The sequence below is a fragment of the Halopseudomonas oceani genome, from assembly GCF_002903165.1.
GTDB classification, from domain to species: Bacteria; Pseudomonadota; Gammaproteobacteria; order Pseudomonadales; family Pseudomonadaceae; genus Halopseudomonas; species Halopseudomonas oceani.
On record NZ_PPSK01000003.1, the window covers coordinates 123174 to 149890 of the forward strand.

21 protein-coding genes, 1 pseudogene and 1 riboswitch are annotated in these 26717 nt (G+C 59.9%); of the genes and pseudogenes, 8 read left to right on the top strand and 14 right to left on the bottom strand.

All coding sequences use genetic code 11. From position 1 onward, the window contains the following. The first annotated feature begins 54 nt into the window (after positions 1-54). The gene (locus C1949_RS04700) at positions 55-2124 is read left to right on the top strand and encodes an EAL domain-containing protein (protein ID WP_104737314.1); all 2070 of its coding nucleotides are present in this window, start codon (positions 55-57) and stop codon (positions 2122-2124) included. A gap of 41 nt (positions 2125-2165) precedes the next feature. Here C1949_RS04700 and serB read toward each other — a convergent pair whose 3' ends face one another. Beyond that, the gene (gene serB / locus C1949_RS04705) at positions 2166-3377 is read right to left on the bottom strand and encodes a phosphoserine phosphatase SerB (RefSeq protein WP_104737315.1); all 1212 of its coding nucleotides are present in this window, start codon (positions 3375-3377) and stop codon (positions 2166-2168) included. A 161-nt stretch (positions 3378-3538) separates the two neighbouring features. Here serB and C1949_RS04710 point away from each other — a divergent pair, with 161 nt between their 5' ends. Next, the gene (locus C1949_RS04710) at positions 3539-5056 is read left to right on the top strand and encodes a hypothetical protein (protein WP_104737316.1); all 1518 of its coding nucleotides are present in this window, start codon (positions 3539-3541) and stop codon (positions 5054-5056) included. A 22-nt stretch (positions 5057-5078) separates the two neighbouring features. Here C1949_RS04710 and parC read toward each other — a convergent pair whose 3' ends face one another. The 8 genes from parC to thiC all read right to left on the bottom strand — a co-directional run bounded on the left by parC (position 5079) and on the right by thiC (position 15044). Then, positions 5079-7364 carry a DNA topoisomerase IV subunit A gene (parC, locus tag C1949_RS04715; RefSeq protein ID WP_104737317.1) on the bottom strand — a complete coding sequence of 762 codons (2286 nt, stop codon included), beginning with the start codon at positions 7362-7364 and terminating at the stop codon, positions 5079-5081. A 51-nt stretch (positions 7365-7415) separates the two neighbouring features. After that, positions 7416-7895: a retropepsin-like aspartic protease family protein gene (locus C1949_RS04720; protein ID WP_104737484.1), complete on the bottom strand. Its 480-nt coding sequence runs from the start codon at positions 7893-7895 to the stop codon at positions 7416-7418. A gap of 41 nt (positions 7896-7936) precedes the next feature. Continuing rightward, positions 7937-8956 (bottom strand): SdiA-regulated/phytase-like domain-containing protein, encoded by a 1020-nt coding sequence (locus C1949_RS04725; RefSeq protein WP_104737318.1) that lies wholly within the window; start codon positions 8954-8956, stop codon positions 7937-7939. Further along, on the bottom strand, positions 8956-10851 hold the full coding sequence (gene parE / locus C1949_RS04730) for a DNA topoisomerase IV subunit B (RefSeq protein ID WP_104737319.1): 1896 nt from the start codon (positions 10849-10851) through the stop codon (positions 8956-8958). Before parE ends, C1949_RS04725 begins: the two co-directional genes overlap by 1 nt. Positions 10852-10994: 143 nt before the next feature. Next, positions 10995-11795, bottom strand: a complete 801-nt coding sequence (gene cpdA, locus C1949_RS04735; RefSeq protein WP_373289757.1) for a 3',5'-cyclic-AMP phosphodiesterase — start codon at positions 11793-11795, stop codon at positions 10995-10997. Positions 11796-11868: 73 nt separating this feature from the next. Further along, the gene (locus C1949_RS04740; RefSeq protein WP_104737321.1) at positions 11869-12330 is read right to left on the bottom strand and encodes a DUF1249 domain-containing protein; all 462 of its coding nucleotides are present in this window, start codon (positions 12328-12330) and stop codon (positions 11869-11871) included. Beyond that, complete coding sequence (locus tag C1949_RS04745; RefSeq protein ID WP_229744289.1) at positions 12330-12944, bottom strand: NUDIX domain-containing protein; 615 nt, start codon at positions 12942-12944, stop codon at positions 12330-12332. The genes C1949_RS04740 and C1949_RS04745 overlap by 1 nt, the downstream gene beginning before the upstream one ends. Positions 12945-13160: 216 nt before the next feature. After that, entirely contained in the window at positions 13161-15044 is a 1884-nt protein-coding gene (thiC, locus tag C1949_RS04750) for a phosphomethylpyrimidine synthase ThiC (protein WP_104737323.1), read from the bottom strand. A 73-nt stretch (positions 15045-15117) separates the two neighbouring features. Then, positions 15118-15217: riboswitch (TPP riboswitch) on the bottom strand. Between the two features lie 221 nt (positions 15218-15438). On the opposite strand from thiC, the gene C1949_RS04755 reads away from it, so the two are divergent. Then, entirely contained in the window at positions 15439-16875 is a 1437-nt protein-coding gene (locus tag C1949_RS04755) for a TolC family outer membrane protein (protein WP_104737324.1), read from the top strand. A 60-nt stretch (positions 16876-16935) separates the two neighbouring features. Here C1949_RS04755 and waaA read toward each other — a convergent pair whose 3' ends face one another. Beyond that, positions 16936-18198, bottom strand: a complete 1263-nt coding sequence (waaA, locus tag C1949_RS04760) for a lipid IV(A) 3-deoxy-D-manno-octulosonic acid transferase (protein ID WP_104737325.1) — start codon at positions 18196-18198, stop codon at positions 16936-16938. Positions 18199-18460: 262 nt separating this feature from the next. Here waaA and C1949_RS04765 point away from each other — a divergent pair, with 262 nt between their 5' ends. Genes C1949_RS04765 through C1949_RS04775 form a run of 3 tightly spaced genes read left to right on the top strand, consistent with a single transcriptional unit; the run spans position 18461 to position 21318 of the window. Further along, positions 18461-19639: an FAD-dependent oxidoreductase gene (locus C1949_RS04765; protein WP_104737326.1), complete on the top strand. Its 1179-nt coding sequence runs from the start codon at positions 18461-18463 to the stop codon at positions 19637-19639. Further along, positions 19636-20439: an aldo/keto reductase gene (locus C1949_RS04770; RefSeq protein ID WP_104737327.1), complete on the top strand. Its 804-nt coding sequence runs from the start codon at positions 19636-19638 to the stop codon at positions 20437-20439. Before C1949_RS04765 ends, C1949_RS04770 begins: the two co-directional genes overlap by 4 nt. A 3-nt stretch (positions 20440-20442) precedes the next feature. Further along, the gene (locus C1949_RS04775; RefSeq protein WP_104737328.1) at positions 20443-21318 is read left to right on the top strand and encodes a metal ABC transporter ATPase; all 876 of its coding nucleotides are present in this window, start codon (positions 20443-20445) and stop codon (positions 21316-21318) included. 26 nt (positions 21319-21344) lie between these two features. Here the strand turns inward: C1949_RS04775 and hldE are convergent, their stop codons facing one another. After that, positions 21345-22775: a bifunctional D-glycero-beta-D-manno-heptose-7-phosphate kinase/D-glycero-beta-D-manno-heptose 1-phosphate adenylyltransferase HldE gene (hldE, locus tag C1949_RS04780; protein ID WP_104737329.1), complete on the bottom strand. Its 1431-nt coding sequence runs from the start codon at positions 22773-22775 to the stop codon at positions 21345-21347. A 48-nt stretch (positions 22776-22823) separates the two neighbouring features. Then, positions 22824-24611, bottom strand: a complete 1788-nt coding sequence (gene msbA / locus C1949_RS04785) for a lipid A export permease/ATP-binding protein MsbA (protein ID WP_104737330.1) — start codon at positions 24609-24611, stop codon at positions 22824-22826. 109 nt (positions 24612-24720) lie between these two features. Between msbA and C1949_RS04790 the strand changes: the two genes are divergently transcribed. Both C1949_RS04790 and C1949_RS04795 read left to right on the top strand, forming a co-directional pair. Further along, positions 24721-25317, top strand: coding sequence for a lipopolysaccharide kinase InaA family protein (locus tag C1949_RS04790; protein WP_146040290.1), 597 nt, complete (start codon positions 24721-24723; stop codon positions 25315-25317). A 15-nt stretch (positions 25318-25332) separates the two neighbouring features. After that, the gene (locus C1949_RS04795; RefSeq protein ID WP_104737332.1) at positions 25333-25872 is read left to right on the top strand and encodes a serine acetyltransferase; all 540 of its coding nucleotides are present in this window, start codon (positions 25333-25335) and stop codon (positions 25870-25872) included. A 70-nt stretch (positions 25873-25942) separates the two neighbouring features. Here C1949_RS04795 and C1949_RS04800 read toward each other — a convergent pair. After that, positions 25943-26440, bottom strand: a pseudogene (locus tag C1949_RS04800) (IS30 family transposase); the annotation flags it as partial. Next, positions 26364-26588, bottom strand: a complete 225-nt coding sequence (locus C1949_RS19820) for a helix-turn-helix domain-containing protein (RefSeq protein ID WP_373289758.1) — start codon at positions 26586-26588, stop codon at positions 26364-26366. The pseudogene C1949_RS04800 and the gene C1949_RS19820, both read right to left, overlap by 77 nt. Positions 26589-26717 lie beyond the last annotated feature (129 nt).

The window sequence follows — 26717 nt, forward strand, 5'->3', positions numbered from 1 at the left end:
GCTTCCTGATTTGCAAGGGGCTGGCGAGTCCGGCCCCACATCCCCCGGAAGACCATGGCCAACGAAAAACAAGCCATCAAGCTGCTGATTCTCGACGACTCTCAGAATAACGCAGAGCGTCTGGTCAGCCTGCTTCGTAATGCAGGCCATGCCACTCGCGCCCATCGTGTCACCTCGATTGAAGACTTGCAGGAATGCCTGCAACAAACCTGGGACATCTGTCTCGCGCAAGCCGAGACAAGCTATCTGAGTGCCGACGACGCCATCACTCTGATCAAGCGGCAGGCCCGCGACATTCCGTTCATTCTGCTCAAACCAGAAGTGGACCTGGACATGCGTGTCGACGCCTTACGTGCCGGCATGGCCGACGCCCTGCCCCAAGATGCCGACGTCCTGATGACCCTGGTGGTAGACCGCGAGCTGGCAAACCTCGAAGCACGCCGTCAGCGCCGCATCATCGAACAGACCCTGCGAGAAGCCGAAAAACGCTGCCAGCTGCTGCTAGATAGCTCCGTGGACGCGATCGCCTACGTACTCGACGGAATGCACATCTACACCAACCGCGCCTATGGCGAGATGTTTGGCTACGATGATCCGGATGACCTCGCCGCAGAGCCGATGGTCGGCCTGATTGATGCGGAAGATCAGGGGCGGTTCAAAGACTTCCTGCGCAACTACAGCAGTCCGGCCGGTCAGAACGAAATGCGCTGCAAGGCCTTGGACAGCAGTGGTAAACGCTTCCCTATTGTGCTGAGCTTTTCGCCGGCGAGTTACGACGGCGAACCCTGCACCCAGGTTGTTATCCGCGCCGAAACAGCGAGCAGCGAGTTCGAAGAAAAGCTCAAGGTCATGGCCAGCCGCGATCTGGTTACCGGCATGTTCAATCGAGCGTACTTTCAGGAGCAGCTGGAAACCGTTCGTGACCAGGCTGTGCGCCAGGGCCAACCAAGCACGCTGGTCTACCTCAGCATCGACGGTTTCAGCAGCTTGCAAGCCGATATCGGCATCGGCGCGGCTGACCTGTTGCTGACCGACCTAGCGCAAATGCTGCGTGGACACTTTAGCGAAGACACCCTCATGGCACGCTTCGCCGACGATGCCTGCAGCATCCTGATCGAAGGTCAGGAGCCTGCCACCGCTACCGAGCAACTGGAGGCCCTGCGCGCCAAGATTGAAGCGCACCTGTTCGAAACCAACGGCCGCACCGTGCGCATTACGGTCAGCATGGGCGTAGCCTCGATCAGCGAAACCGAAGCTGACCCGGTCGAAGCCATCGACCGGGCCCACCGCCTTGCCGATCAACTGAGCAACAACGGTGGTAATGGCATCAAGGTATTCAACCCGCTGGAAGAGCTGGCACTGCAAGCCAACCGCGGCAACCTGATCGCACTGATCCAGCACACGCTGGAAACCAACGGCTTCCGCCTGTTGTTCCAGCCTATCATCAGCTTGCGTGGTGACGAGGCAGAGAATTACGAGACCTTCCTCCGCTTGCTGAACCATGAGGGCGAGGAAGTGCCAGCCGCAGACTTTTTGCCGGCGGCGCAGGAAGCTGGCCTGGCCTTGGAGATTGATCGCTGGGTGATCACTCAGGCCGTCAAGCTACTGAGCAATCACCGCGGTCGCGGCGCAGACACCCATCTGCTGCTCAACCTGAGCGCGGCGAGCTTGCAGGAAGCAGACATGGTCGAATGGATTGCCGCCAAACTGAAAGAGGCCAGGCTGCCGGCTGACGCCATCATCTTCCAGTTCCACGACGCGGATGTGAACACCTACCTCAAGCAGGCCAAGATGCACACCGAGGCCCTGCACCAAATGCACTGCAAGGTCTCAATCAGCCACTTTGGCGGTGCGCTGAACCCCTACGCTGCTCTCAAACATGTGCACGCCGACTACATCAAGATAGACGGCTCATTCACCCGCGACCTGTCTGACGAGAAAGCGGTAGCAACCCTGAAGGAAATCATCAGTTCGCTGCACAGCCAGGGCAAGCTCACCATTGTGCCGTACGTTGATAGCGCGGCCATGATGCCAACACTCTGGCAGGCTGGCGCCAACTACATTCAGGGGCACTACCTGCAGGCACCCAGCGACAGCATGAACTACGATTTCTCAGCCGACTGACAGCGTGTGGGCGTTGCAGCGCATGCAACGCCCACAGTGCACTACATACCTTCCCGATCGCGAAATCCCAGCAGATACAAAATGCCGTCCAGCCCCAGTGTTGAAATAGCCTGTTTGGCAGACTGTTTGACCAGCGGCTTCGCCCGAAAGGCCACACCGAGCCCCGCGATAGAGAGCATTGGCAGGTCATTGGCACCATCGCCGACGGCGATGGTCTGCTCCAGACTGATCCCTTCCTGGCTAGCCAGTTGACGCAGCAGCTCAGCCTTGCGCTGGCCATCAACAATCGGCTCCAGCACCTCCCCAGTCACCAAACCATCTTCGACCGGAAGTGAGTTGGCATACACATAGTCAATGCCCAGGCGCTGCTGCAGGCGTTCGGCAAAGTAGGTAAAACCGCCAGAGAGAATCGCGGTCTTGTAGCCCAGTCGGCGCAATTGCGCGATCAGCGTCTCTGCCCCCTCCGTCAACCGCAGCGACTCAGCGATGCTGTCCAGAGTCGACACCGGCAACCCCTTGAGCAACGCCATCCGCTCACGGAAGCTGGCGCGAAAATCCAGCTCGCCCCGCATTGCCCGTTCGGTGATTTCCGCCACCGCATCACCAACACCGGCGGCCTTGGCCAACTCGTCGATAACCTCGGCGTCAATCAACGTCGAGTCCATATCGAATACAACCAGGCGACGGTTACGGCGGAAGATACTGTCCTGCTGGAAAGCAATGTCGACACTCAGCTCCTGAGCAATAGCCAGAAACTCCGCGCGCAGGGCGGCCGGATCTTCCGGCTCACCGCGTACGGAGAATTCGATGCAACCCTTGCCCTGATCCTCCGGCAACCCCTCAGGAATCCGCCCCGACAGACGATCAATATGATCAATATTAAGACCGTAACGCGCGGTAATCTCACTGACCCGGGCGATGTGCTCGGCAGTCACCCGGCGGGCGAGCAAGGTTACGATATGGCGCGGCTTGCCCTGCCCTGTGACCCAGCGACTGTACTCGTCCGCACTGACAGGCGTGAAGCGCACCTGCTGGTCCAGCTCATAGCCCCGGAACAGAACTTCCTTGAGCACATCGGAGCTACCCTGATCAGCCGGCATTTCGACCAGAATACCGAAGGACAGCGTGTCATGAATGACCGCCTGACCAATATCGAGAATATTGACCCGCGCCCTGGCGAGCAGTCCGGTGATAGCCGCAGTAAGACCCGGGCGATCAGGACCGGTGATGTTGATCAGAACGATTTCCTTCAAGACGCTCGCTCCCAGTTAAAAGTGAGGAACCTATTCTACCTGCATTTGCCCAACGCCTCACATATCAGCCTTTTGCCGCATTTGGGGAATAGCTATACTCGCCACATTGCTATTCCCCGATTCCCCCGAGATTCAAACCTCCGCAACCATCGAGTCACGCTTTGAGCCGCCAAACGCCGAACCACGACAATCTATTCCTGCGCTGCTATGCCAACCTGCGCCGTCGCTCGCTGACTCTGGCCGGGGCGATGCCGCTGATGGTGATTGCCCCGCTGCTACTCATGCTGGTTCTGGTCCTCTGGCTGGGCAAGGTGCAGCTGCAGCAGGATGTTGCGCAGCAGGCCGACCGCGTCGGTAGCGCACTGGCACGCCAGATAGCAGCAAGCGCTGCGGAACCACTGGCAGCCGAAGACCGGCTGAGCCTGAACATTCTGCTGGCCCAGTGGAACCAGAACCCGATGATCGCTCACGTCAGCCTTTACTCACCGGGTAACCGGCTGATCGCCGAGGCCGGCAGTGAACCACCGCGGCAGCAGCGGGCACCGGGCCAGGGCAACTACATTGCAGCAGTTCACCTGCAGGACCAGCTTACTGGTCAAGTGCAGCTGACGTTGGCCGCCACGCCATTCATCCTGCCCGCCAATCTGCTGCTGGAACGCATGATTTGGGGGCTGTTACTGGTCGGTTGCGGCGCGGGCCTGCTTGCATGGCACCGCGGGCGTGAGCTGTCACGTCAACTGGAAGCACTCGCCCTTTGGGACGCCACACCCAGCTATCCGGCGCCAGCTTGCACCCGCAGCGATGAACTCGGCGCACTGTCACGGGCTCTGCTCAGCAACCGCGGCCTGACGCCACCGGAACCCGAGCCGGAGCCTGAACCGGAGGAGGTAACGACGCTGATGCCGGAGGTGCCCAGTTTCGAGACTGACGCCATCCCGGTGCTCCAGCCAGAACAGCAAATCGGCGCTGACGAGCACCCCCAGGATGAGCCGGCCCAGCAAGAAGCAGCAGACGTAGCGGCCGACTCGGCCAGCGAAACAACCAAATCGCTGGACGAGACGGCAGCAACTGAGCCGCAGGATAGTGACCCCGCGGAGGAACACGTCCAGAAGCAGGCCATGCTGGCGGTGCGCCTCGGCAACCACGACGCGCTGCGCCGATTGCCGCGTGAGCGCCTGATGCAACTGCTCGAGCGCTATCGTCAGCAAGTTCAGCATGCTTGCCAGCTGTACGGCGGCGAGCAACACACGCTGCACGACGGCACCAGCATCGCGCTGTTCAGGGACAGTACCGGTGACGGTTCGGAGCTAAAGCATGGGCTGTGCTGCGGGGAGTTGCTGCGTGTGCTAGGCCACGATCTGCAGATTGAGATTGCCGACACGGGTATCGCGCTGCACATGCAGCTGGCGCTCGGCCACGCCAGCGGACTGGATGGCCTGGACGATGAGACGCTGGGGCAGCATGAAGCCTGTCAGCGCGTTATAGAGCACCTGCAGCACAGCCGCAACCTGCTGCTGGTGGACGCCGAGCTGGCAGCCAGCGAAGCACTTTCCCACTGCGCTTCGACACGCCGCCTGGCAAGCCAGCCCGGCACCTTCTGCATCGAGCGCCTGCTGGAACCCTATCAGTCCCTGCTGGAGCGGCAGCTCAGCTCACTGTACAACCAACGCCAGTCCTGAGACTGGCGCCGCTCCCCCTCCCCTAATCGGCAGCCGGCTCGGCAGCTGCCGCTGACGTCAGCTCCACTGCCACCGAGTCAACTTTCTGGAAGCCGCGTGGCAGCTTGTTGCCACGTCGACCGCGCTCGCCACTGTAATGCTCAAGGTCGGCTGACTTCAGCGTCAAGGTGCGCTTGCCGGCAGTCAACACCAACTGCGCACCCGGCGGCAGAACGGCTAGACCAGCGACAAACTCCTCGCGCATCTTCACCCGACCAGAAGGCAGGGAAATGATCTTGTTGCCCTTGCCCTTGGCAAGCTGAGGCAGATCCTTGAGTGGGAATACCAGCAGACGACCCTCGTTGGAAACCGCCGCCAGATGACTGCTCTGCGGATAGCGGACCGGCTGTGGCGAAAGGATCCGTCCGCCGTCCGGAATATTCAGCAGCGCCTTGCCGTTCTTGTTCTTGGCGAGCATGTCCTCACCCTTGACCAGAAAGCCGTAACCGGCATCCGACGCCAACAGATACAGGCCCTGCTCATCTGGCATCAGTACCGCGTCAAACCCGGCCCCCGCCGGCGGACTGAAGCGACCGGTAAGCGGCTCGCCCTGGCCACGGGCGGACGGCAGGGTGTGAGCAGACAATGAATAGCTGCGGCCGGTACTGTCGATAAAGACAGCCTGTTGATTGGAACGCCCGCTCGCCTGCGCAAGATACCCGTCCCCCGCCTTGTAGCTGAGCCCCGTACCATCGATATCGTGCCCCTTGGCGCAGCGCACCCAGCCCTTTTCTGAGATCACGACCGTAACCGGCTCGGATGGCACCAGCTCGGTTTCCGACAGGGCGCGCGCTTCCTTGCGCTCGACCAGCGGCGAACGGCGCTCATCACCATAGGTCTCAGCATCAGCAGCCAACTCGTCACGTACCAGAGTACGCAGTTTGCGCTCATCTCCGAGGATCCCCTGCAGCTCATCACGCTCATCGCGCAATGCATCCTGCTCGGCCCGGATCTTCATTTCTTCCAGTCGCGCCAGCTGCCGCAAACGGGTATCGAGAATGTAGTCAGCCTGCAGATCGCTGAGGTCGAACCGCGCGATCAACTCCGCCTTGGGATGCTCTTCGGTACGGATGATATGGATGACTTCATCCAGATTGAGGAAGGCGACCAGCAAACCGTCCAACAGGTGCAGACGGGCCAAGACCTTATCCAGGCGGTACTGCAAGCGGCGACGCACCGTGGCAACACGGAACCCCAGCCACTCACTCAGCATGCCCCAGAGATCCTTCACCGCAGGCTTGCCGTCAGTACCGATGACGTTCATGTTGACCCGGTAGCTGTGCTCCAGATCGGTGGTCGCAAACAGATGCTGCATCAGATCGTCCAGATCGATCCGGTTGGAGCGTGGAACAATGACGATACGCGTCGGGTTTTCGTGATCGGATTCGTCGCGCAGATCGGCCACCATCGGCAGCTTCTTGTTCTGCATCTGCGCGGCAATCTGCTCCAGCACCTTGGCGCCAGACACCTGATGCGGCAGCGCAGTAATCACGATCTCACCGTCTTCTTTGCTCCACACCGCACGACAACGTACCGAGCCGCGGCCGCTGGCGTACATCTTCAACAGGTCTTCCCGCGGGGTGATGATCTCGGCTTCAGTGGGGAAATCCGGCCCCTGAATATGCTCCAGAATCTCGTCCAGTCCGGCACCCGGATCGTCCAGCAGACGAATACAGGCCGCCGCCACTTCTTTCAGGTTATGCGGCGGGATATCGGTCGCCATACCGACCGCAATACCAGTCGTTCCGTTAAGCAACAGATTGGGCAGGCGCGCCGGCAAAACCATGGGTTCTTCCATGGTACCGTCGAAGTTCGGCTGCCAATCGACCGTGCCTTGTCCCAACTCGGATAGCAGCACCTCGCTGTAACGCGCCAGGCGAGCCTCGGTGTAACGCATGGCCGCGAACGACTTGGGATCGTCCGGCGCGCCCCAGTTACCCTGCCCGTCCACCAGCGGATAGCGATAGGAGAATGGCTGGGCCATCAGCACCATGGCCTCGTAGCAGGCCGAGTCGCCGTGGGGGTGATACTTACCCAGCACGTCACCGACGGTACGGGCCGACTTCTTGTGCTTGGAGCTGGCCGAAAGGCCCAGCTCACTCATTGCATAAACGATACGACGCTGTACCGGCTTCAGGCCATCGCCGATATGCGGCAACGCCCGATCCATGATGACGTACATGGAATAGTTGAGATAGGCCTCCTCGGTAAAGGACGCCAGCGAACGTCGCTCGACGCCATCGAGGCTCAGGTCCAGTCCATCACTCATGCTTCTTCTCCACTCGGGCGGCTGCGCGCCATGCGCAGCCCGCCGGATAACTCATTGGTACTGTCGCAGCAGCAGATCACCGCCCTGCGAACGAAAATCCAGTTGCCTGAGCGCACTCATGCCCAGCAACACCTCGTCACCCGCCATACCGGGCACAATGCCCGCATCAACGTCGTGCAACAGAATGTCGCCCAGTTGCAGAGTCTGCAGGCGCGTGGCATAGCCCTCGGCTGTGCCGTTGGCGGTATCAACCATAAACTGTCGACCGCGCGACAGCCCCAGCTCATCGGCCAACGCAGCAGGAACCGCAACAAAGCTGGCACCGGTGTCCACCAGCAGCGTCACCGCCTTGCGATTGATCTGGCCGCGCAACAGGTAATGGCCCTGTCTGTTCGGTTCCAGCCGTACTTCAACCGCGCCGCCCAGCTGGCTGGAGGTCGGCTGCTGGTTGGGATTGCGCTGACGCTCCTCTACCCCACTGAACCAATAGGCGGCCAGCAGCAGCCCTGCCACCCAGGCCAGGATCATCATCCCGGTGCCCAGCTTGCGCTGTGAAGGAGGCAGAGGCTCGTTCACGGCTGATATCCCTCGCGCCAGTCATCCGGCAAGGCAAAGTGAAACACCCAGGGACGCGTATCCCCATCCGGGCGGGCGCGGTCATTGTTGTCCAGTCCGATAACGATGCCGTCATCGCCAATCATCAGCGCTTCAGCCAGGCCGAACGGAGCATCCGGGTAAAAATAGGGTTCGACCAGCACGCTTTGCGCAAAAGACCAGCAACGCTCGCGCTGCCCGGAAAGTGGGCTACGGCGACAAACCTGATGAGCATTGCGCTCCAGCGTCCACAGCCGCCCTTGCCAGTACACGACGTCAGAGAAATCCACCGGCATCACTTCACGGTTGAGAATACCGGGCCCGAACGGCTCGGTCGGCAGGAACCGCCGCTCAGCCAGCAGCACACAGCCGGCAAGCGGGCATTTCCACTCCCCCCCCTGACGTTGCAGCTTGAGCAGCCCGCGTGCCTGACGCTCCGCTGCAAGCCAGAGCGTGCCCGCTTCCGCGTCGATCGCAATGCCTTCAGCCAACGCGTTGATTTGCTGCCACAGGCCACGCGACTCGCCTTCGGTGTACAGCGCCGAATCCAGCTTGAGCCATTCACCCGCCACTGGCTCGTCGGCCGAGAGTGGCAACCGCAACACGCCAAGTTGACTTTCGCTGACCAGATAGCGATTGCCATCACCATCGCAGGCCAGGCCTTCAAAATCCAGTGCCGGCCCGCTTAGCCCGCGTAACCAGGCCCCCGCCAGCAATTGCATTGGCAAGCTCGACGGTGTTTCTGCTGGCAGCAAGAACGGCTCAATCTCCGCCTGATAACTGTCTTCAGTACGCTGCAACACAAACAGACTGGTATCTTCCCGGTCGGACACCGCCAGCAGGCGCCCATCACAGTGCTGCAGAGCGGAGAGATTGCCGCGCGGCATGCCATCCACCGGCAAAGCACGCTCCAGCTGCAGCTCAGGAGCACGTTCAAATGCCAGCGCTGCAGTGCTGAAAACCATCAGCGCTGCCGCCAGCAGACGGGAGCCACTCATCAAAGCAGCACCTCGGCAAGGTTGCCCTTGCTTTCCAGCCAGACCTTGCGATCGGAAGAACGCTTCTTCGCCAGCAGCATATCCATCAACTGCTCGGTGTCCTGCGTCTGATCAACGGTGAGCTGCACCAGCCGGCGAGTCTCCGGCGCCATGGTGGTCTCACGTAGCTGCAGCGGGTTCATCTCGCCCAGACCCTTGAAGCGGGTAACCTGAATCTTGCCGCGCTTGCCTTCAGCCTCAATGCGGTCGAGGATACCTTGCTTCTCGGCATCATCCAGCGCGTAGTAGACGTCCTTGCCGATGTCGATTCGGTAGAGCGGCGGCATGGCAACAAAGACATGGCCAGCCTCGACCAGCGGGCGGAAATGACGAACGAACAGCGCACACAGTAGCGTCGCGATATGTAGCCCATCCGAGTCCGCATCAGCCAAAATGCATATCTTGCCGTAACGCAGCTGGTCGAGGCTGGCTGCGCCCGGATCCACTCCGATGGCAACGGCAATATCATGTACTTCCTGCGAGCCCAGGACCTGATTGGATTCAACTTCCCAAGTATTCAGGATCTTACCGCGTAGCGGCATGATGGCCTGAAACTCCTTGTCGCGGGCCTGCTTGGCGCTGCCACCAGCCGAGTCACCCTCCACCAGAAACAGCTCGGAGCGCTTACTGTCCTGGCCGACACAATCGGCCAGCTTGCCGGGCAGTGCAGGCCCCTGGGTGATGCGCTTGCGCTCGATCTTCTTGCCCGCCTTGAGACGGCGACCAGCGTGACTGATCGCCATTTCGGCAATCAGTTGGCCGATCTCGGCGTGCTGGTTGAGCCACAGACTGAAGGCATCCTTGACCACACCGGACACAAAAGCAGCCGACTCACGGGACGACAGCCGCTCTTTGGTCTGACCGGAAAACTGCGCCTCGGCCATCTTCAGCGACAAAACGTAGCTAACGCGTTCCCAGATGTCCTCCGGAGCCAGCTTAAGGCCACGCGGCAGCAGGTTTCGGAACTCGCAGAACTCACGGATAGCTTCCAGCAGCCCGGCGCGCAAGCCATTAACATGAGTACCGCCCTGTGCGGTCGGGATCAGGTTGACGTAGCTTTCCTGCACCAGCTCGCCACCCTCCGGCAGCCAGAAAACAGCCCAGTCAACTGCTTCCTGTTTGGCGCTGAAGCTGCCAGCAAAGGGCTCTTCCGGCAACTTTGGCCACTCGGCACAGGCATCGACCAGGTAGTCGCGCAGACCATCCTCGTAATGCCAGCTGATCTTCTCGCCGGACTGGCGATCATCAAAATCAACCCGCAAACCCGGGCACAGCACGGCCTTGGCCTTGAGCAGGTGCTTCAGACGACTGACGCTGAATTTGGGTGAATCGAAGTATTTGCCATCCGGCCAGAAAATCACACTTGTGCCGGTATTGCGCTTGCCAACGGTGCCGATCACCTCCAGCTCACGAACCTTGTCACCGTGCTCGAAGGCCATGGCATATTCCTGCCCGTCGCGCTTGACCTTCACCTCGACTCGCAACGAGAGCGCGTTGACCACCGAAATACCAACCCCGTGCAGACCGCCGGAGAACTGGTAATTTTTGTTCGAGAACTTGCCGCCAGCGTGCAGCCTGGTAAAGATCAGCTCAACGCCAGAGACTCCCTCTTCCGGGTGAATGTCCACCGGCATCCCGCGGCCGTCATCACTGACCTCCAGGGCGTTGTCCTGATGCAATACCACACTGATGGTGCGGGCATGTCCGGCAAGCGCTTCGTCGACACTGTTATCAATGACTTCCTGCGCCAGATGGTTGGGACGCGCTGTATCGGTGTACATGCCGGGGCGACGGCGCACCGGATCGAGGCCGCTGAGTACTTCAAGCGCATCCGCGTTATAGGTCGAATCAGACATGGTGTGAGCAGGTATCCTTCTTGAATTGCTTCAACGCCCACCCGCCTGCCTGACTGACTGACGCCGGCCATCGGAGTGAGCTTGCATGGGGTCACATAGTATCCGGCGGGCGGACTGCCTGCCACCGTCAGTGCGGCAGCAACTCAATAGCCCACCGCTCCCGGCTCGGGCAAAAACACCCCTTCGGGAAGACGGGAAACGGCCGTTTCGATGCGACCGTCGTCATACAGACGCATCCAGCGGTAGCCGGGTGCCAGCGTATCGGCAGCAAAATCGCTGCTGCCGGCAGCAAACTGGACGCAGGTAGAAGGCGTGGCCAACAGTCGCAGGTGACCCAGCTGCTGGTCGAAGTGCTGATGAATATGCCCCCAGAGCACGACCTTCACTTCTGATCGATTCTGAATACGCTCAAGCAGATCCTGAGGATTAAGCAGTCCGATCGGCGCCATCCAGTCGCTGCCAATGTCGACCGGTTGATGGTGCAGGCAGACCATGACATGGCGCTCGCCTACCGAACTCAATGCGTCATCAACGATGGCCAGCTGGGAGGGCTCCAGACGGCCGGGCACGGCACCAAGGATACTGGTGTCGAGCATGACAATCCGCCAATTCCCCAAATCGACCCAGGGCCGATTCAGACCCAGCGGATCGCCGATATGGCTCATCAGCTCAGCGTCATCATGATTACCGGGAATCCAGCAGCAGGGTGCTGGCAGACGCTGGCTGGCGGTGATAAAGCGACGGTAGGCCGCCTCACTGCCGTCTTGGGTAATGTCGCCGGTGGCCAGCACCAGGTCCATTTCCGGCGTCTGCTCGAGCACCATATCGATTACGGCGTCCAGACTGGCCTGCGTATCGAGTCCGAGCAGATCACCGCCCACCTCGGCAAACAGATGACTGTCCGTCAACTGCACCACGCAGACGAAATCCGACCCTAACGACATTGTGCCCCCACTCATTGCTCCCTTGTTCTGGTGTAATCTTGGCCGTTGCTGCAGCAGGAATCCAGCGATTCGGTCACAGACCCTGACCGGCAAATGACAACGGCTGCGCGCTTTGTCCATAGCGCTGGCAATAGCCCAACCATTCGCCGAGGAACTGGTTCAGCTGAAATTTCTCATCCGGCTGCAGCATCTGCTCATTCGGATAGGGGTATACACCACGAAAGCGCCGTCTATTGTACGCTGCAACCACCTCGGCGAGCCCAGCATCGTGATACAGACGCACCTCCATGCTGGGCGGCGTTACCCAGTCCTGCTGACGCTCATGCGCCAGCTGCAGCGTTGAAGTATAGGGGCAACGCTCCAGCACGCGGATAACCAACGCCTGCACAGCGCCGTCACCAGCATCGACAACAATGCGGCGCTCATTTTCTTCATTCATTGACGGCATCAGCTTGAGCAATTTCCAATAATTGCTCTCACACAGCGCCTGCAGACCGACCAGATCAACGTGATATCGAGGCTTGCGCAAAGTCATCATGGCTGCGGGCCCGCTTCGGCACGCAAGCGTTCCGCATGCAACTGCAGCCACTGCAACGCGATGATGCTGGCAGCATTGTCGATTCGACCAGTTTCGAGCGCCGCAACGGCCTCGACGCGCGGCCACAGGCTGACGCGGATATCCTCGCCTTCCTCGGCAAGGCCGTGAATACCGCCAACGCCGCGGCTGTCGACCAGCGCACAGTACAGATGCACAAACTCGTCGCTGCCGCCGGGTGACGGGTAATAACGGATAATGGGGTGCAGCGAGCGCAGGGTCAGGCCAGCTTCCTCGTCAGCCTCGCGATGGGCAACCTCTTCCGGGGTTTCATCGGTATCGATCAGTCCGGCAACCAGCTCCAGCATCCAGGGATTGTCACTTTTCTCCAGCGCGCCGACACGCACCTGCTCGATTAGCACAACCTGATCCAGCCAGGGGTCGTAAGGCAGAACGCACACGGCATCGTGGCGCACGAACAGCTCGCGCCGTAGCACGGGTCCCCAGCCACCGTTGAACAGCCGGTGACGCAAATTGAGGACGTCGAGGCGATAGAACCCCTTGAAGCCGGTTTCCCGGCTGATGATGTCCACGTCATCGCGCGTAAAGGACAAAAGCACACTCCCCAGATCAGTCAGCTGCAGAGGGCAAGGCGCATGGCTGCCCCTGCAGACTGCAAGCAAAGCATAAATCCGCTCTGCTGCGCAGGCACAGGACAGAGCGAATAAGAGTCAGTCGCTTAAGCTCGCATATCTGACCGGCAGACGGCAAGGGTCCGGACGTGCCAGACCCGAAGCCGAAAGACGCGCGCGAAACGGATCAGTGCTTCCTTAAAGCTTGTGGTACAGCTGGGAGCCGGTAGTGCGGAACTCCTCCGACTTGGCCTTCATACCCTCTTCAACCGCCAGATCTACCGCGGCAATGCGCTGCTCGGCGGCGTACTCACGAACTTCCTGGGTAATTTTCATCGAGCAGAACTTCGGACCGCACATCGAACAGAAGTGCGCCACCTTGGCTGAGTCCTTCGGCAGCGTTTCGTCGTGGTAGGCCCGTGCGGTATCCGGGTCGAGCCCCAGATTGAACTGATCTTCCCAGCGAAACTCGAAGCGCGCCTTGCTCAGGGCGTTATCGCGAATCTGCGCGCCCGGGTGCCCCTTGGCCAGATCGGCCGCGTGGGCGGCGATCTTGTAGGTAATAATGCCGGTCTTGACGTCATCCCGGTTCGGCAGCCCGAGATGCTCCTTGGGCGTGACGTAGCAGAGCATGGCGCAGCCGAACCAGCCGATCATGGCAGCACCGATGCCACTGGTGATGTGGTCATAACCGGGCGCGATGTCAGTGGTCAGCGGGCCAAGGGTATAGAACGGTGCTTCGTCGCAGCATTCCAGCTGCTTGTCCATGTTCTCCTTGATCAGCTGCATCGGCACGTGACCCGGGCCCTCGATCATCACCTGCACATCGTGTTTCCAGGCGACTTTGGTCAGTTCTCCGAGGGTTTCCAGCTCACCGAACTGGGCTTCGTCATTGGCATCGGCAATGGAGCCGGGACGCAGGCCATCGCCAAGCGAGAAGCTGACGTCGTAGGCCTTCATGATTTCGCAGATGTCCTCGAAATGGGTGTAGAGGAAATTCTCCTGATGGTGCGCCAGACACCACTTGGCCATGATCGAGCCGCCACGCGAGACGATGCCGGTAACCCGCTTGGCAGTCATCGGCACGTAGCGCAGCAACACACCCGCGTGGATAGTGAAGTAGTCCACGCCCTGCTCTGCCTGCTCGATCAGGGTGTCGCGGAAAATCTCCCAGGTCAGATCCTCGGCGACACCGCCCACCTTCTCCAGCGCCTGATAGATCGGCACGGTGCCGATCGGTACCGGCGAGTTACGGATGATCCATTCGCGGGTTTCATGAATATTCTTGCCGGTCGACAGGTCCATAACCGTGTCGGAGCCCCAGCGAATACCCCAGGTCATCTTCTCGACTTCCTCTTCAATGGAGGAGCCTAGCGCCGAGTTACCGATGTTGCCGTTGATCTTCACCAGGAAGTTGCGGCCGATAATCATCGGCTCCAGCTCCGGGTGATTGATGTTGGCCGGAATGATCGCCCGCCCGCGAGCGATCTCTTCGCGCACGAACTCGGGGGTGATCTGCTGGGGAATGCCTGCGCCGAAACTGTGGCCGGCATGTTGCTCCTGGAGTAGCCCCGCCTCGCGCGCTTCCTGCAGCTTCATGTTCTCGCGAATCGCGACGTACTCCATCTCCGGCGTGATGATGCCACGGCGCGCGTAGTGCATCTGCGTCACGTTGCAGCCGGCCTTGGCGCGGCGCGGGGTACGCACGTGAGCAAAACGCATGTGATCAAGAGAACTGTCGGCCAGGCGTGAGGCACCAAAATCGGAAGTAAGGCCTGGCAATACCTCGGTATCACCGCGCTCGTCGATCCAAACACCACGCACGTCGGCGAGACCGGCACGCAGGTCAATGCTCGCCTGCGGATCGGTATAGGGGCCAGAGGTGTCATACACCAGCACGGGTGTATTGCTCTCACCGCCGAAATCGGTCGGTGTATCGGCCAGGCTGATCTCGCGCATGGGCACACGGATATCCGGGCGCGACCCGGTCACATAGATTTTGCGAGAATTGGGGAAGGGTTGGGTGGCAGCGCTATCGGCACCGGAGGTGGCGATGGCGGTATCAGGCAACTTGCTGTTCATTGTTGTGCTCCACTGCGTTGGGACGCGCAGGGAACCGAAAAGCCACGGCTGCGCCAGTCCTTGCGGACTCACGCTGGCCGTCTATCTCGATTCCTACGCCGGTGCTAGCCGGTTCAGGTTCAACGGGTATCATCTCAGCCCCCTGCAAGCAGGTGGCACCCCGTCAAGATGTCCGCACAGTCTAGAGATATGCTGCTGCCGTCTCAAGCCCACGACAGGTATCCCTTTCCAACACTCAGAACAAAGCTCCCCGTGATGGCTGACAAAATCCGCGAAAACGTCAGCAAAAGTCGCTACAACAGATTGTTCCCAATTGTGTCACCCAAAGCAGCTTGACCCCGGCCCCCGAGCCTTTTAGCCTTGCCTGACCCCCTCTCATGCGAAGGATTTGTGCATGTTGCGCCCGCTTACCGTTGCACTGCTGCTGGCCGGTGTGTCCGCCCAGGCTGCCGCCAATACCGATCTGATGACCATCTACCAGCAAGCTGTGCTGAACAGCGCTGATCTGGCCGCTGCCGAAGCAGACGCAATGGCCCGACAAGAAGCGTTGCCACAGGCGCGCTCCCAACTGCTGCCAAACATTGGAGTAGCCGCTGGCGCCTCTCGCCAGGATCTGGAGATAGACAAGGTTGGTGGCGACGAGTACTCCACCCACTACTATCAGGCCAGCCTGACCCAGCCGTTGTTCCGCGCTGACCGCTGGTTCACTTACCAGGCAGCCAAGGCCGTCAGCCAGCAGGCCCAACTGGAGTTCTCTGCTACCCAGCAGAACCTTATCCTTGAGGTGTCGCAGGCCTACTTCAACGTACTACGGGCCTCCGACAATCTGGCAACCGCCAAAGCGGAAGAGAAAGCCTTCTCCCGTCAGCTTGAGCAAGCGCAGGAGCGCTTTGAAGTCGGCTTGTCAGCCCGTACCGACGTGCTGGAAGCACAGGCAGGCTACGACAGTGCGCGCGCCGCGAGATTGACCGCGCAAACCAATCTGGACGTCAGCTATCAGGCGCTGACCCGCCTGACCAATCAGGATTATGACAGCCTGTTCGGCATCAGCCACGAGCTGCCGATCCTGCCACCGACACCGGCCAGCATGCAGCAGTGGGTCGAAACGGCTGCCGAGCAGAACCTGACCCTGCAGGCCAGTCGTTACGCCATCGATAGCGCAGAAGATACTCTGCGCAGCAGCAAAGCCGGCTACGCCCCAGTGGTCGACGCGTTCGTGCGCTACAGCAACGACAACGGCGGTGCTTCCATCGCAGCAGCGGGTCAGAACAGCACCGATAGCGAGCTGACCAGCTTTGGCGTTGAACTCAGCATGCCACTGTTCACTGGCGGCCTGACGACCTCACGGGTTCGTGAGTCGACCTACCGCCTGACCCAAGCTGAGCAGAGCAGCGAGTCACAGCGCCGCCGCGTGGTTGAAAGTACCCGCAATCTGTATCGCACGGTTACCTCCAGCGTCGACGAGGTGGCCGCACGCCGCCAGGCTATTGTCTCAGCCAAGGCAGCGCTTGATGCGACCCAGACCGGCTATGAAGTAGGAACCCGCAATGTGGTTGACGTACTGGAAGCCCAGCGCAACCTGTTCCGCACCGTGCGCGACTACAACAACCTGCGCTACAACTACATCATCAACAACCTGAGCCTGAAACAAGCCGCAGGCACCCTGAGCCCGCAAGACCTGCAGGACCTGTCCCAGTGGTTGAATCCGAACTACGACCCGGATCGTGACTTCATCCCCGAGGCTACCGAAGAGGAAGCCCTGCAGATGTCGATGGGCGGCCGCCCACAGCAGCCGGCCGCACCGGCGAGCGGCGACAGCAGCACGTTCTAGGTCCATCGTGCACAAACAAGAACAGCGCCCAAGGGCGCTGTTCTTGTTTGTGTTGCCAGATCAGCTCAACAGCCGCGCAATCCCCTCAAGCAGCCGCTCCAAAGCGCCCTGATTATCAGCCACCACAGCCTGTCCAGCCTGACCGGCACGTTGGCGAGCAGTATCCTGCTGCAGCCAATCCTGCACCGCAACCGCCAACGCGGTTTCGTCATCGACCACCTGCAACGCACCAGCCCCCTCCAGCAATTCGCTGATTTCGGTAAAGTTGAAACGATGCGGCCCAGACAGTACCGGCAGCCCCAACGCGGCCGGCTCCAGATAATTGTGCCCGCCGTTCGGCACCAGCGAACCACCAACAAAAGCCAAATCAGCACAGGCGTAGAGAAACACCAGCTCGCCCATGGTGTCGCCGACCAACACCTGCTGATCCGCTGCGGGTAACGCCCCACGGCTACGCCGCACCATACCGAAACCAGCCTCACTGACCTGACGGGCGACCGAATCGAAACGCTCGGGGTGGCGCGGCACCAGAATCAGCAACGCATCAGGCAGGGCTTCCAGCACCCGGCGATGCGCTCGCAGTACCTGTTCATCCTCGCCCGCATGGGTGCTGGCCGCGATCCAGACAGGACGCTCACTGCCCCAGCGCGCGCGCAACTCCCGAGCCTGCTGCACCTGTGCGGGGTCCGGACGGAAATCGAACTTAATGCTTCCGGTGACCTGCATGTGCTCACGAGCGACACCCAGCTCAACAAAGCGCAGGGCCTCTGCCTGACTCTGCACCGCCACCCAGTCCAGCGCAGAAAACATCGGCCGCACCAGCGCGCCAACACGCTGATAACCGCGCGCCGAGCGCGCAGACAGCCGAGCATTGGCCAGCACCAAAGGCACATGGGCCCGTTTGGCTTCGGCTACCAGATTTGGCCATAGCTCCGTCTCCATAATGATGCCCACCTTTGGCTGTAAACGGCGCAGCAGCCGGCGTTGCAACCAAGGCAGATCGTATGGCAGGTAGGCATGTCCCACCTGCCCGCCAAACAGCTTGCGAATCTGCTCTGAGCCAGTGGGCGTCATACAGGTGATGGTAATCGGCAATTGCGGGTAGCGCTCTAGCAGCTCTCGTACCATCGGCGCGGCGGCAATACTCTCGCCGACTGACACCGCGTGCACCCAGATGCCACCGCGGCGAACATCACCACCCAGCGCAAAGCGCTCGGCCCAGCGCCGTGCGTACGCTGGGGCCTTGATCGCCCGGTACAACAGACGCAACAGAATCAGCGGCAGGCAGAAGAAGAAAAACAGGGTATAGAGACGACGGGCCATGAAAGCATCCTGTAGCAGCAAGGCGTCCGGTAGGGACTGCACTGAGGCAGCGCTGGGCTAGCGCTCAAGCATACATCTGACTGCGTTGCGCTGTTTGCCAATAGAACCACTATTGGCAAACAGCGCGCCGTGCATCTCCACGCTTGAGCACTCGCAGAGTCCGTGTAGGGTTCATCAGCACTTCCATAGGGTAACAGATGTGACCCGCAGCGCCGGCAATGACTATACTAGAGGCCCTTTTTGACCTGAGCTGTGGGAGAACATGAGTACAACCCTGGACACCGATATCTGCATCATTGGCGGCGGCATCGCCGGGCTATGGCTCAACGCCCGCCTGCGCAAGGCTGGTTACTCGACCTTACTGGTAGAGCGCGGCGCCCTAGGCGGCGGCCAAAGTGTCAAATCCCAGGGCATCATTCATGGTGGCATCAAGTACGCGCTGGGCGGCAAGCTCAATGCAGCAACCGAAGCGATTGCCGATATGCCTTCCCGCTGGCGCGACTGTCTCGCCGGCACCGGCGAGCTCGACCTCAGCGGCGTGCGCGTTCTCTCACAGCATCACTATCTGTGGTCGCCGGGCAGCCTGATCAGTAATTTGGCCGGTTTTTTCGCCAGCAAGGCGCTGCGCGGCCGGGTTGATCAGCTCAAGGGCAAGGCGTTACCCACCGTTTTCAACGATCCCGGCTTCAAGGGCAAAGTCTATCAACTTGGCGAGCTGGTGCTGGATGTGCCTGACGTCATCCGGCGCCTGGCCGAGCTGGCTGGCGACAGCCTGCTCAGCGACAACAACCCGCACATCCTGCGTGACGACAATGGCGACATCGCCGGCGTGCAACTGGCCAATACCCGCATTCAGGCCCGCCGTTACGTGCTGACAGCCGGTGAGGGTACCGAAGCGCTGTTGCAGGACTGGGGCGTCAAAGAACCAGCCATGCAGCGCCGCCCACTGCAGATGGTCCTGGTCAAGGGCACAGACCTGCCTCCGCTCTATGCACACTGCCTGGGTGCCAGCCCGAAACCCCGCCTGACGGTCACCACCCATCCCTGCGAAGATGGCCAGTGGTGCTGGTATCTGGGCGGCGAGCTGGCCGAGCAGGGAGTCAATCAGGCACCGGATCAACTGATTGAACAGGCCCGCCGCGAACTCGGGGAGTTGCTGCCGTGGATCGACCTGAGCGAATGTCAGTGGACCACCTTACCGGTCAACCGCGCCGAACCTGCCCAGAGCGGCTTGGTACGGCCTGATAACGCCTACGTTCAGCCGGTACGCAACGCGCTGATCAGTTGGCCTACCAAGCTGGCACTGGCACCCAACCTGAGCGATCTGATGATTCAGGAGCTGCAACGCCAGCAGGTTGCACCGGCATTGAGTCAGGCAACCACCGCAGACCTGCCCCGTCCGCGAGTAGCCGAACCGCTTTGGGATGTCTGTTTCCGATGAACAATCTGCAACCCTACTACCGCTCACTGGGCGATACCGGACTGCGCCTTTCGCCGCTGGGGCTCGGCACAGTCAAGATCGGTCGCAATCAGGGGGTCAAATACCCCAGTGGTTTCGAGCTGCCCGACGATGCTGCCGTCCTGAACCTCCTCGCGCAGGCTCGCGATCTGGGAATCAACCTGCTCGATACCGCCCCGGCCTATGGGACCAGCGAAGAACGCCTCGGCCCGCTGCTGAAAGGCCAGCGCGACAACTGGGTCATCTGCAGCAAGGTGGGTGAAGAGTTTGAGAACGGTGAGTCTCGCTTCGACTTCTCGGCGAGGCACACCCGCCAGTCCGTCGAGCGCTCATTGCGGCGGCTGGACACCGATCGGCTGGAACTGGTGCTGGTGCATTCCGACGGTAACGATCTCGAGGTACTGGAACAGGACGTCTACCCGACACTGGACCAGCTCAAGCGCGAAGGCCTGATTCTCGCTTACGGCTTCTCCGGCAAGACCGTTGAAGGCGGCCTCCGCGCCCTCCAGCAAGGTGACTGCGCCATGGTGACCTACAATTTGCGCGAGCAGAGCGAACGCGCAGTGCTCGACTTCGCCCTGCAACACAACAAGGGCATCCTGATCAAAAAGGCGCTGGCCAGCGGGCACCTCTGCCTCGATGGCGAGGACCCGGTGCGCAAGAGCCTGGAACTGGTGCTCGGCCACCCCGGGGTCACCAGCGCCATTATCGGCACCATTACACCCAAACACCTTGCGCAGAATGTCAGCGCAGCACTGTCGGTACTGTCCAGCATGGAGTAAGGCATGACTCAGATTGTCGCTCGGAAGAATCCCGTTGCATTCAAGACCCAGGCCATTGCGGTTACCGCCAGCCCCGAGGTCCTGCGCTACGAGCCGGTCGGCAGCCCGCTGAGCTTTGACCAGATGCAACAGTTGCGAAAACCACTGCAGCTGGAGGACCCGCATCAATTTCAGACTACCCTGGCCAACCTCGGCGTTTCCGTCGACATCCGTCTGCACTGGCAACAACGCGACTTCCGCTTGCTGGTGCGCCAGGATCGCCCGGACCACGGCGACCAAGTGCTCAAGCTACTGTCCGGCTACGTACCCTCACACGAACTGCGCGTCCCCCTGCTGACCGTAATGACCGAAATTGCCGAAGAGCTGCTGATAGAGGGCAGCGCTGGCTGGCTGCAAGGTCGTTATCAGGACACCTGGCTGCCCGAGCCCTACGCCGATAGCCTGATACGGGACGAGGAACGCCACTTTACACTGACCACCCGGTCCGGCAACGCGCGGCCATTGCTGTGTCGAGAACTGAACCTGCTGGAGCGGCCACGTGCGTATGTGCATTTGCCTACCAGCTCGCTGCAACTGGTCTACCGGATGGAACTGACCCTGCCGGAGGACATTGAAAGCCCGTCGCTGCTGCACGCCGACGAATTTCTCGATCAGGACAGCGGCGAGTTAATCGCCCGCATGGATCATCAGCGCCCTGAACTGTTCCTTGCTGAATACCGGGATGCCGAGCCGACGGGCGAGCTGTATCACCTGCAGCGCGGAGAGCTGGTTGCACAACCGGCTGCCGGACTGCTACTCAGTGAGGCCTTTGCGCCTCAGCAGGGCTGGCTGGTGGCCGCAGCTAATTGCCCGCTGCAACAAGGCCTGGCACGAGACTGACAGCGCCCAATCCAGGCGCGGGAGGCTTAACCTTCCCCGCGCTCGCGGATTTTCTCAACAATGGCAGTGGTCGAGCAGCTCTCGACAAAGTTGAGCACCTTCACTTCACCACCGTAGGCCTGCACGATCTGCCCGCCGACCACCTGATCAACGCTGTAGTCACCGCCCTTGACCAGCACATCCGGTTTGACCTGTTCCAGCAGACGCTCGGGTGTGTCTTCGCTGAAGCTGATCACCCAGTCAACGGCACCGAGACCGGCCAGTACTGTCATCCGCCGCTCAACGCTGTTAATCGGGCGCCCTGGCCCCTTCAGACGAGTAACCGAAGCATCATCGTTGATCGCCACAATCAACCGGTCTCCCAGTGAGCGTGCTTCTTCCAGATAGCCGACGTGTCCCGCGTGGATGATGTCGAAGCAACCATTGGTAAAGACGACCTTTTCGCCGTGGGCGCGGGCATCTTCAAGCGCCTGCAACAGTTGTTCGACACCCAGCACACCGCGACCACTGCCCTGCTCCTGCTGCACCGCACGGCGCAGCTCTGGAGCACTGATCGCTGCTGTCCCCAGCTTGCCGACCACGATACCTGCAGCCAGGTTCGCCAGCGCGACCGCCAGCGGCAGGTCCTCGCCCGCCGCAAGGCCTGCGGCCAGAGTAGAAATCACCGTATCGCCAGCCCCGGTCACGTCAAACACTTCCCGCGCGCGCGCCGGCAGATGCAGTGCACCTTCACCCTTACGCAGCAGGGTCATACCTTGCTCGCTACGGGTGACCAGCAGCGCTTCCAGCTCCAGCTCATCTATCAGAGCCAGACCTTTTTCAACCAGTTCCTGTTCGCTGGCGCAATGACCGACGACCGCCTCAAACTCGGATAGGTTCGGAGTGATCAGGCTTGCGCCCCGGTAGATCGAAAAATCGCTACCTTTGGGGTCAGCCAGCACCGGGACACCACGCTCACGTGCCGCAGCGATCAGCGCCTGATGGTTAACCAGCGCGCCCTTGCCGTAGTCTGACAAAATCATCACGCGAACCCGATCCAGCAGGCCGCTGACCGATGCCAGCAAGGCGTCGGCGTCAGTCTCGAAACGCTCTTCAAAATCCAGACGAATGAGCTGCTGATGACGGCTCATGACCCGTAGTTTGGTAATGGTTGGCAGCGTCTCGTGCTGCTGGAAATCGCAGTAAACACCTGCGGCATTGAGACGTTGCTGCAAACTGTGGGCAGCTTCATCCTTGCCGGTGACACCAACCAGCCAGGCCGGCGCGCCCAACGCGGCGATATTCAGCGCCACGTTACCCGCCCCACCAGGGCGGTCTTCAATCTGGTCGACCTTGACTACCGGTACCGGCGCCTCCGGCGAAATGCGATTGGTCGGCCCATGCCAGTAGCGATCCAGCATGACGTCCCCCACCACCAGAACCGGCGCAGAATCAAATCGGGGCATGCTCAGTTTCATTGTTTCGCCTACCTGTTTCAGCAACGCGCGCCGAAGCGCACGCAGAAATTAGTGTTGTTCGTCACTCTCTTCCTCGAACTGCATACTGTGCAGCCGAGCGTAATAACCGTTGAGCGCCAGCAGCTCGCTGTGGGTCCCGCGTTCAACGATCTGACCCTGATCCATGACCATGATGACATCCGCCTTTTCGATGGTCGAAAGACGGTGCGCGATCACCAGCGTAGTCCGCCCCTCCATCACATGATCCAGTGCGCCCTGAATATGACGCTCGGACTCGGTGTCTAGCGCCGAGGTCGCCTCATCGAGAATCAGCACCGGCGCATCCTTGAGCAGGGCACGGGCAATCGCCAGGCGCTGGCGCTGGCCACCGGACAGCAGCACGCCGTTCTCGCCCACCAGGGTGTCAAATCCCTGAGGCATTACTTCGATAAACTCCTTGGCATACGCTGCTTGCGCTGCGGAAACCACGGCCTCACGCGGAGCGTCTGCCAGATCGCCATAGGCAATATTGTTGGCGACGGTGTCATTGAACAGGGTGACATTCTGGCTCACCAGAGCAATCTGGCGACGCAGGCTGCGCAGGGTAATATCCTGAATGGGCGTACCATCAAGCAGGATGTCCCCCTCCGAGTGATGGTAGAAACGCGGGATCAGGTTAGCCAGCGTCGACTTGCCACTGCCTGACCGGCCAACCAGCGCGACCATCTGACCGGGCTCGACACTGAAGCTGATATCCCTGAGCACCGGTTTATCAGTATCCGGATAACTGAATGACAGATTGCGCACTTCAATACGCCCCTGTGCCCGCCCGATATCCTGGTGGCCAGTATCCACTTCAGGGGCTTCGTCCAGTTGCTCGAACACGCTCTCGGCGGCCGCAATCCCCTTCTGAATGTTGGCGCTGACTTCGGACAGCTGACGGATCGGCTTTGGCAACAGGCCAGCCGCCGTAATGTACGCAACCAGGTCACCCGCAGTTGCATCGCCACGCAGAAACAGCACGAGGAACATCACGGTGGCCATCGCACTGTAAGTCACCAGTTGCAGTGACGGCGTGAACACCGCCCCCGTGCGCACCATCTTCAGGCCGCGCTGTCGGTTTTCAGTGCTGGCCTTGAGAAATCGGTCAGACTCATAACGCTCGCCACCGAAGCTGCGCACCACCCGGAAGCCGGAGATCGTTTCGGACGTCACGTGGGTCACATCCCCCATCGCGGTCTGGATCTTCTTGCTTTGCTTGCGAAATTTCTTGCTTGCGCTGGTGACCATCAAGCCGATAACCGGAAGAATTGCGATCAGAACCAGCGTCAACATCCAGTTCATCCACAACAGATAGGCGAACAGAAAGATCACCGTCATCCCTTCCCGAAACACCACCTTGATTGCGTCAGTAGCCGCGCCTGTCACCATGGTGACATTGAAGGTAATGCGGGAAACAAGATGGCCCGAGTTGTGCTGATCAAAGTAACGATTGGGCAGCGTCAGCAGATTGTTGAACAACGCGATGCGCAGGTCGTGTACCACACCCAGCGAGACCTTGGCGATGAAGTAATTACCCAGATAGGAGCCGACCCCCTGATAGAAGGCAATCCCAACAATGAACGCAGGAAACCCCCAAATCAGCGGTACACCGAGGAACATCGCGTTCTCACCGCTCTGCAGTCCATCGACAAAATACTTCAGCATCCAGGCCATCGCCGGCTGAGCGGAGGCAAAGACCGCGAAGCCAATGATGCTCAAGGCAAAGGCCTTCCAATAGGGTTTTACGTAGCCAAGCAGGCGCGCGTATATGCGCACGCTCGAGCGGGCAAAGCTTTCTTTGGCAGCGTCAGTCATGTGACCTTCAGTAGGTAAAACGAGTGCGCTGCAGTCTACCACAAGCTCCGAGAAGCAAAGCTTGCGAGCTGAAAGTACGATAGAATTCGGGTTTTTCAGCTGGAAAAGCATGATGCAGCTACTAAGTGAAGAGCAGTTTGAGTCGTGGCGCCTGGATGCACGCGTTCTTGAAAAGGATCGCTACGGAGAAAAGGTGCTGTTACTGACCGACGGCACCATGCTCAAGCTTTTTCGCCGCAAGAGCTGGTTCTCGAAGACGCTGTTCTTCCCGCCTGCCGAACGCTTTGCAGCTAACGCTGCTGCGCTGCGCAAGCTTGACGTTCCCTGCCCGCAGGTAATTTCCACCTACAAGCTGCTGAACCCTTACCGAAGCGTGGTTCACTACCAACCTCTTGCTGGCGAAACTCTGCGTAGCCTGCTCAAGACTGACCCCTCGCTGGATCAGCAACACCTATTCGCGCAACTGGCTTCCTTTATAACCTCACTGCACGACAAGGGTGTCTATTTTCGCTCCTTGCACCTCGGCAATATCGTGCTCACACCTGATGGCCAGCTCGGTCTGATCGACATCTCAGACCTGCGTTGCTTGGGCAAGTCGCTCAACCGCAACATGCGCAAACGCAATTATCGCCACCTGCTACGGTATGACAGTGACTTTTCCTTGGCCATCCCCGCAGCTCGAGACTTGCTACGCGAACACCACTGAACGAGATAGAAGCTCATGCTTAACAATTTCGCTGAACTTAAAGAATTTTGGCATGCTGAATTGCTTGGCGAAGACAAGAAGTTTTCCTGGCTAAAGATCCTTCGCCGGGTGAACCGCAGCAATCCGCACAACTGTCTCTTTTGGCTGCGCCTTTCCCAATACCTATACAACAAGAAAAACCGGACAGTGAAATCCTGGGGAAAGCGAATCAACAAGTCCCTCGTGAGAAAGTTCGGCGTCGAAATCACTCTCGGCGCCGAAATCGACAAGGGACTCTGGCTCGGACACCCGACGGCTATTGTCGTGTTCTCCGGCTTAAGAATGGGGAAGAACTGCTCAATACGCCAATGCACAACCATTGGCAGCTCAAGGCCCGGGAGTAAAGGGATCAGCATTGGCGACAGCGTTTCCATCGGCGCTAACAGCTGCATCATCGGAGACGACCTACGAATAGGCAATAACGTCAATATTGGCGCCATGAGCTTCGTAAACAAAGATATTCCAGATAACAGCGTTTACATCACCCACAAAGAGAACAGCATTCGGCCCAAGTGATAAGCCTGCACCTGGCTTGAGTGTTATGTTGCCCGAGCCAAAGGGGCCGCCTCGAGTTCCAAGTGCAACATCAGTGAATTGAACCCAGTTGGGTAGTGGCCTGCAGCTGGAGGTATTCAACCAGCACCTCTACAGGGAGTTTCCAGGCCAGCGTTTGCCTGGGTCGAGTATTGAGCAGCCCTGCTATCTCGTCCAGACGTTCCTGGCTCACCAGCGACAAGTCATTACCTTCGGGAAGATACTACCGCAGCAGGCCGTTGGTATTCTCACTGCTTCCACGCTGCCAACGGCTGTGCGGGCCTGCGAAGTAAATGTTCATCCCGGTGCGGGCGGAAAGCTCTGCATGGCGTGCCATTTCGCTACCTTGGTCGTGCATCATAGCTTTCAACAGTGTTGGTGCCATCCGTGTAAGCTCCCGGGTCATCGCCTCCAGCGCGGCATCAGCTTTAGGTGCATCAAGCTTCGCCAGGATCACAAAACGGCTAGTACGCTCAACCATTGTTGCTACCGCTGAACAGCTGCCAGCCCCCATGATCAAGTCGCTTTCCCAATGGCCTGGGATCTGTCGTCCTGACGATTATGTCTAAGCTCTCGGTAAGGGTGCTGAGCGACCTGCCGAGCGCGCTGACGATTGCTCGAAGGCTATGGTCGGATCGGCGCATAAGCATCAAGGTGGCGCGGTCCTCGATGCGTAAATGTGTATAGTGATTTGACATGGCAACACCTTACATTAGGTGTTGCACTTGGTCATTGAGGCCACCCTGAATAGCCCCTAGTAATCTTGAAGTGTAATGCACATCAGCCTAGGTCACTGATTTGACAAAAAAGTAACCGTTTATCCAAAC

Bases quoted from the DNA above. Each gene is read 5' to 3' on its own strand.
- C1949_RS04700 (WP_104737314.1), top strand. From the start codon at position 55: ATGGCCAACGAAAAACAAGCCATCAAGCTGCTGATTCTCGACGACTCT.
- parC (WP_104737317.1), bottom strand. From the start codon at position 7,364: ATGAGTGATGGACTGGACCTGAGCCTCGATGGCGTCGAGCGACGTTCG.
- C1949_RS04720 (WP_104737484.1), bottom strand. From the start codon at position 7,895: ATGATGATCCTGGCCTGGGTGGCAGGGCTGCTGCTGGCCGCCTATTGG.
- C1949_RS04725 (WP_104737318.1), bottom strand. From the start codon at position 8,956: ATGAGTGGCTCCCGTCTGCTGGCGGCAGCGCTGATGGTTTTCAGCACT.
- parE (WP_104737319.1), bottom strand. From the start codon at position 10,851: ATGTCTGATTCGACCTATAACGCGGATGCGCTTGAAGTACTCAGCGGC.
- cpdA (WP_373289757.1), bottom strand. From the start codon at position 11,795: ATGTCGTTAGGGTCGGATTTCGTCTGCGTGGTGCAGTTGACGGACAGT.
- C1949_RS04740 (WP_104737321.1), bottom strand. From the start codon at position 12,330: ATGACTTTGCGCAAGCCTCGATATCACGTTGATCTGGTCGGTCTGCAG.
- thiC (WP_104737323.1), bottom strand. From the start codon at position 15,044: ATGAACAGCAAGTTGCCTGATACCGCCATCGCCACCTCCGGTGCCGAT.
- C1949_RS04755 (WP_104737324.1), top strand. From the start codon at position 15,439: ATGTTGCGCCCGCTTACCGTTGCACTGCTGCTGGCCGGTGTGTCCGCC.
- waaA (WP_104737325.1), bottom strand. From the start codon at position 18,198: ATGGCCCGTCGTCTCTATACCCTGTTTTTCTTCTTCTGCCTGCCGCTG.
- C1949_RS04765 (WP_104737326.1), top strand. From the start codon at position 18,461: ATGAGTACAACCCTGGACACCGATATCTGCATCATTGGCGGCGGCATC.
- C1949_RS04770 (WP_104737327.1), top strand. From the start codon at position 19,636: ATGAACAATCTGCAACCCTACTACCGCTCACTGGGCGATACCGGACTG.
- C1949_RS04775 (WP_104737328.1), top strand. From the start codon at position 20,443: ATGACTCAGATTGTCGCTCGGAAGAATCCCGTTGCATTCAAGACCCAG.
- hldE (WP_104737329.1), bottom strand. From the start codon at position 22,775: ATGAAACTGAGCATGCCCCGATTTGATTCTGCGCCGGTTCTGGTGGTG.
- msbA (WP_104737330.1), bottom strand. From the start codon at position 24,611: ATGACTGACGCTGCCAAAGAAAGCTTTGCCCGCTCGAGCGTGCGCATA.
- C1949_RS04790 (WP_146040290.1), top strand. From the start codon at position 24,721: ATGATGCAGCTACTAAGTGAAGAGCAGTTTGAGTCGTGGCGCCTGGAT.
- C1949_RS04795 (WP_104737332.1), top strand. From the start codon at position 25,333: ATGCTTAACAATTTCGCTGAACTTAAAGAATTTTGGCATGCTGAATTG.
- C1949_RS19820 (WP_373289758.1), bottom strand. From the start codon at position 26,588: ATGTCAAATCACTATACACATTTACGCATCGAGGACCGCGCCACCTTG.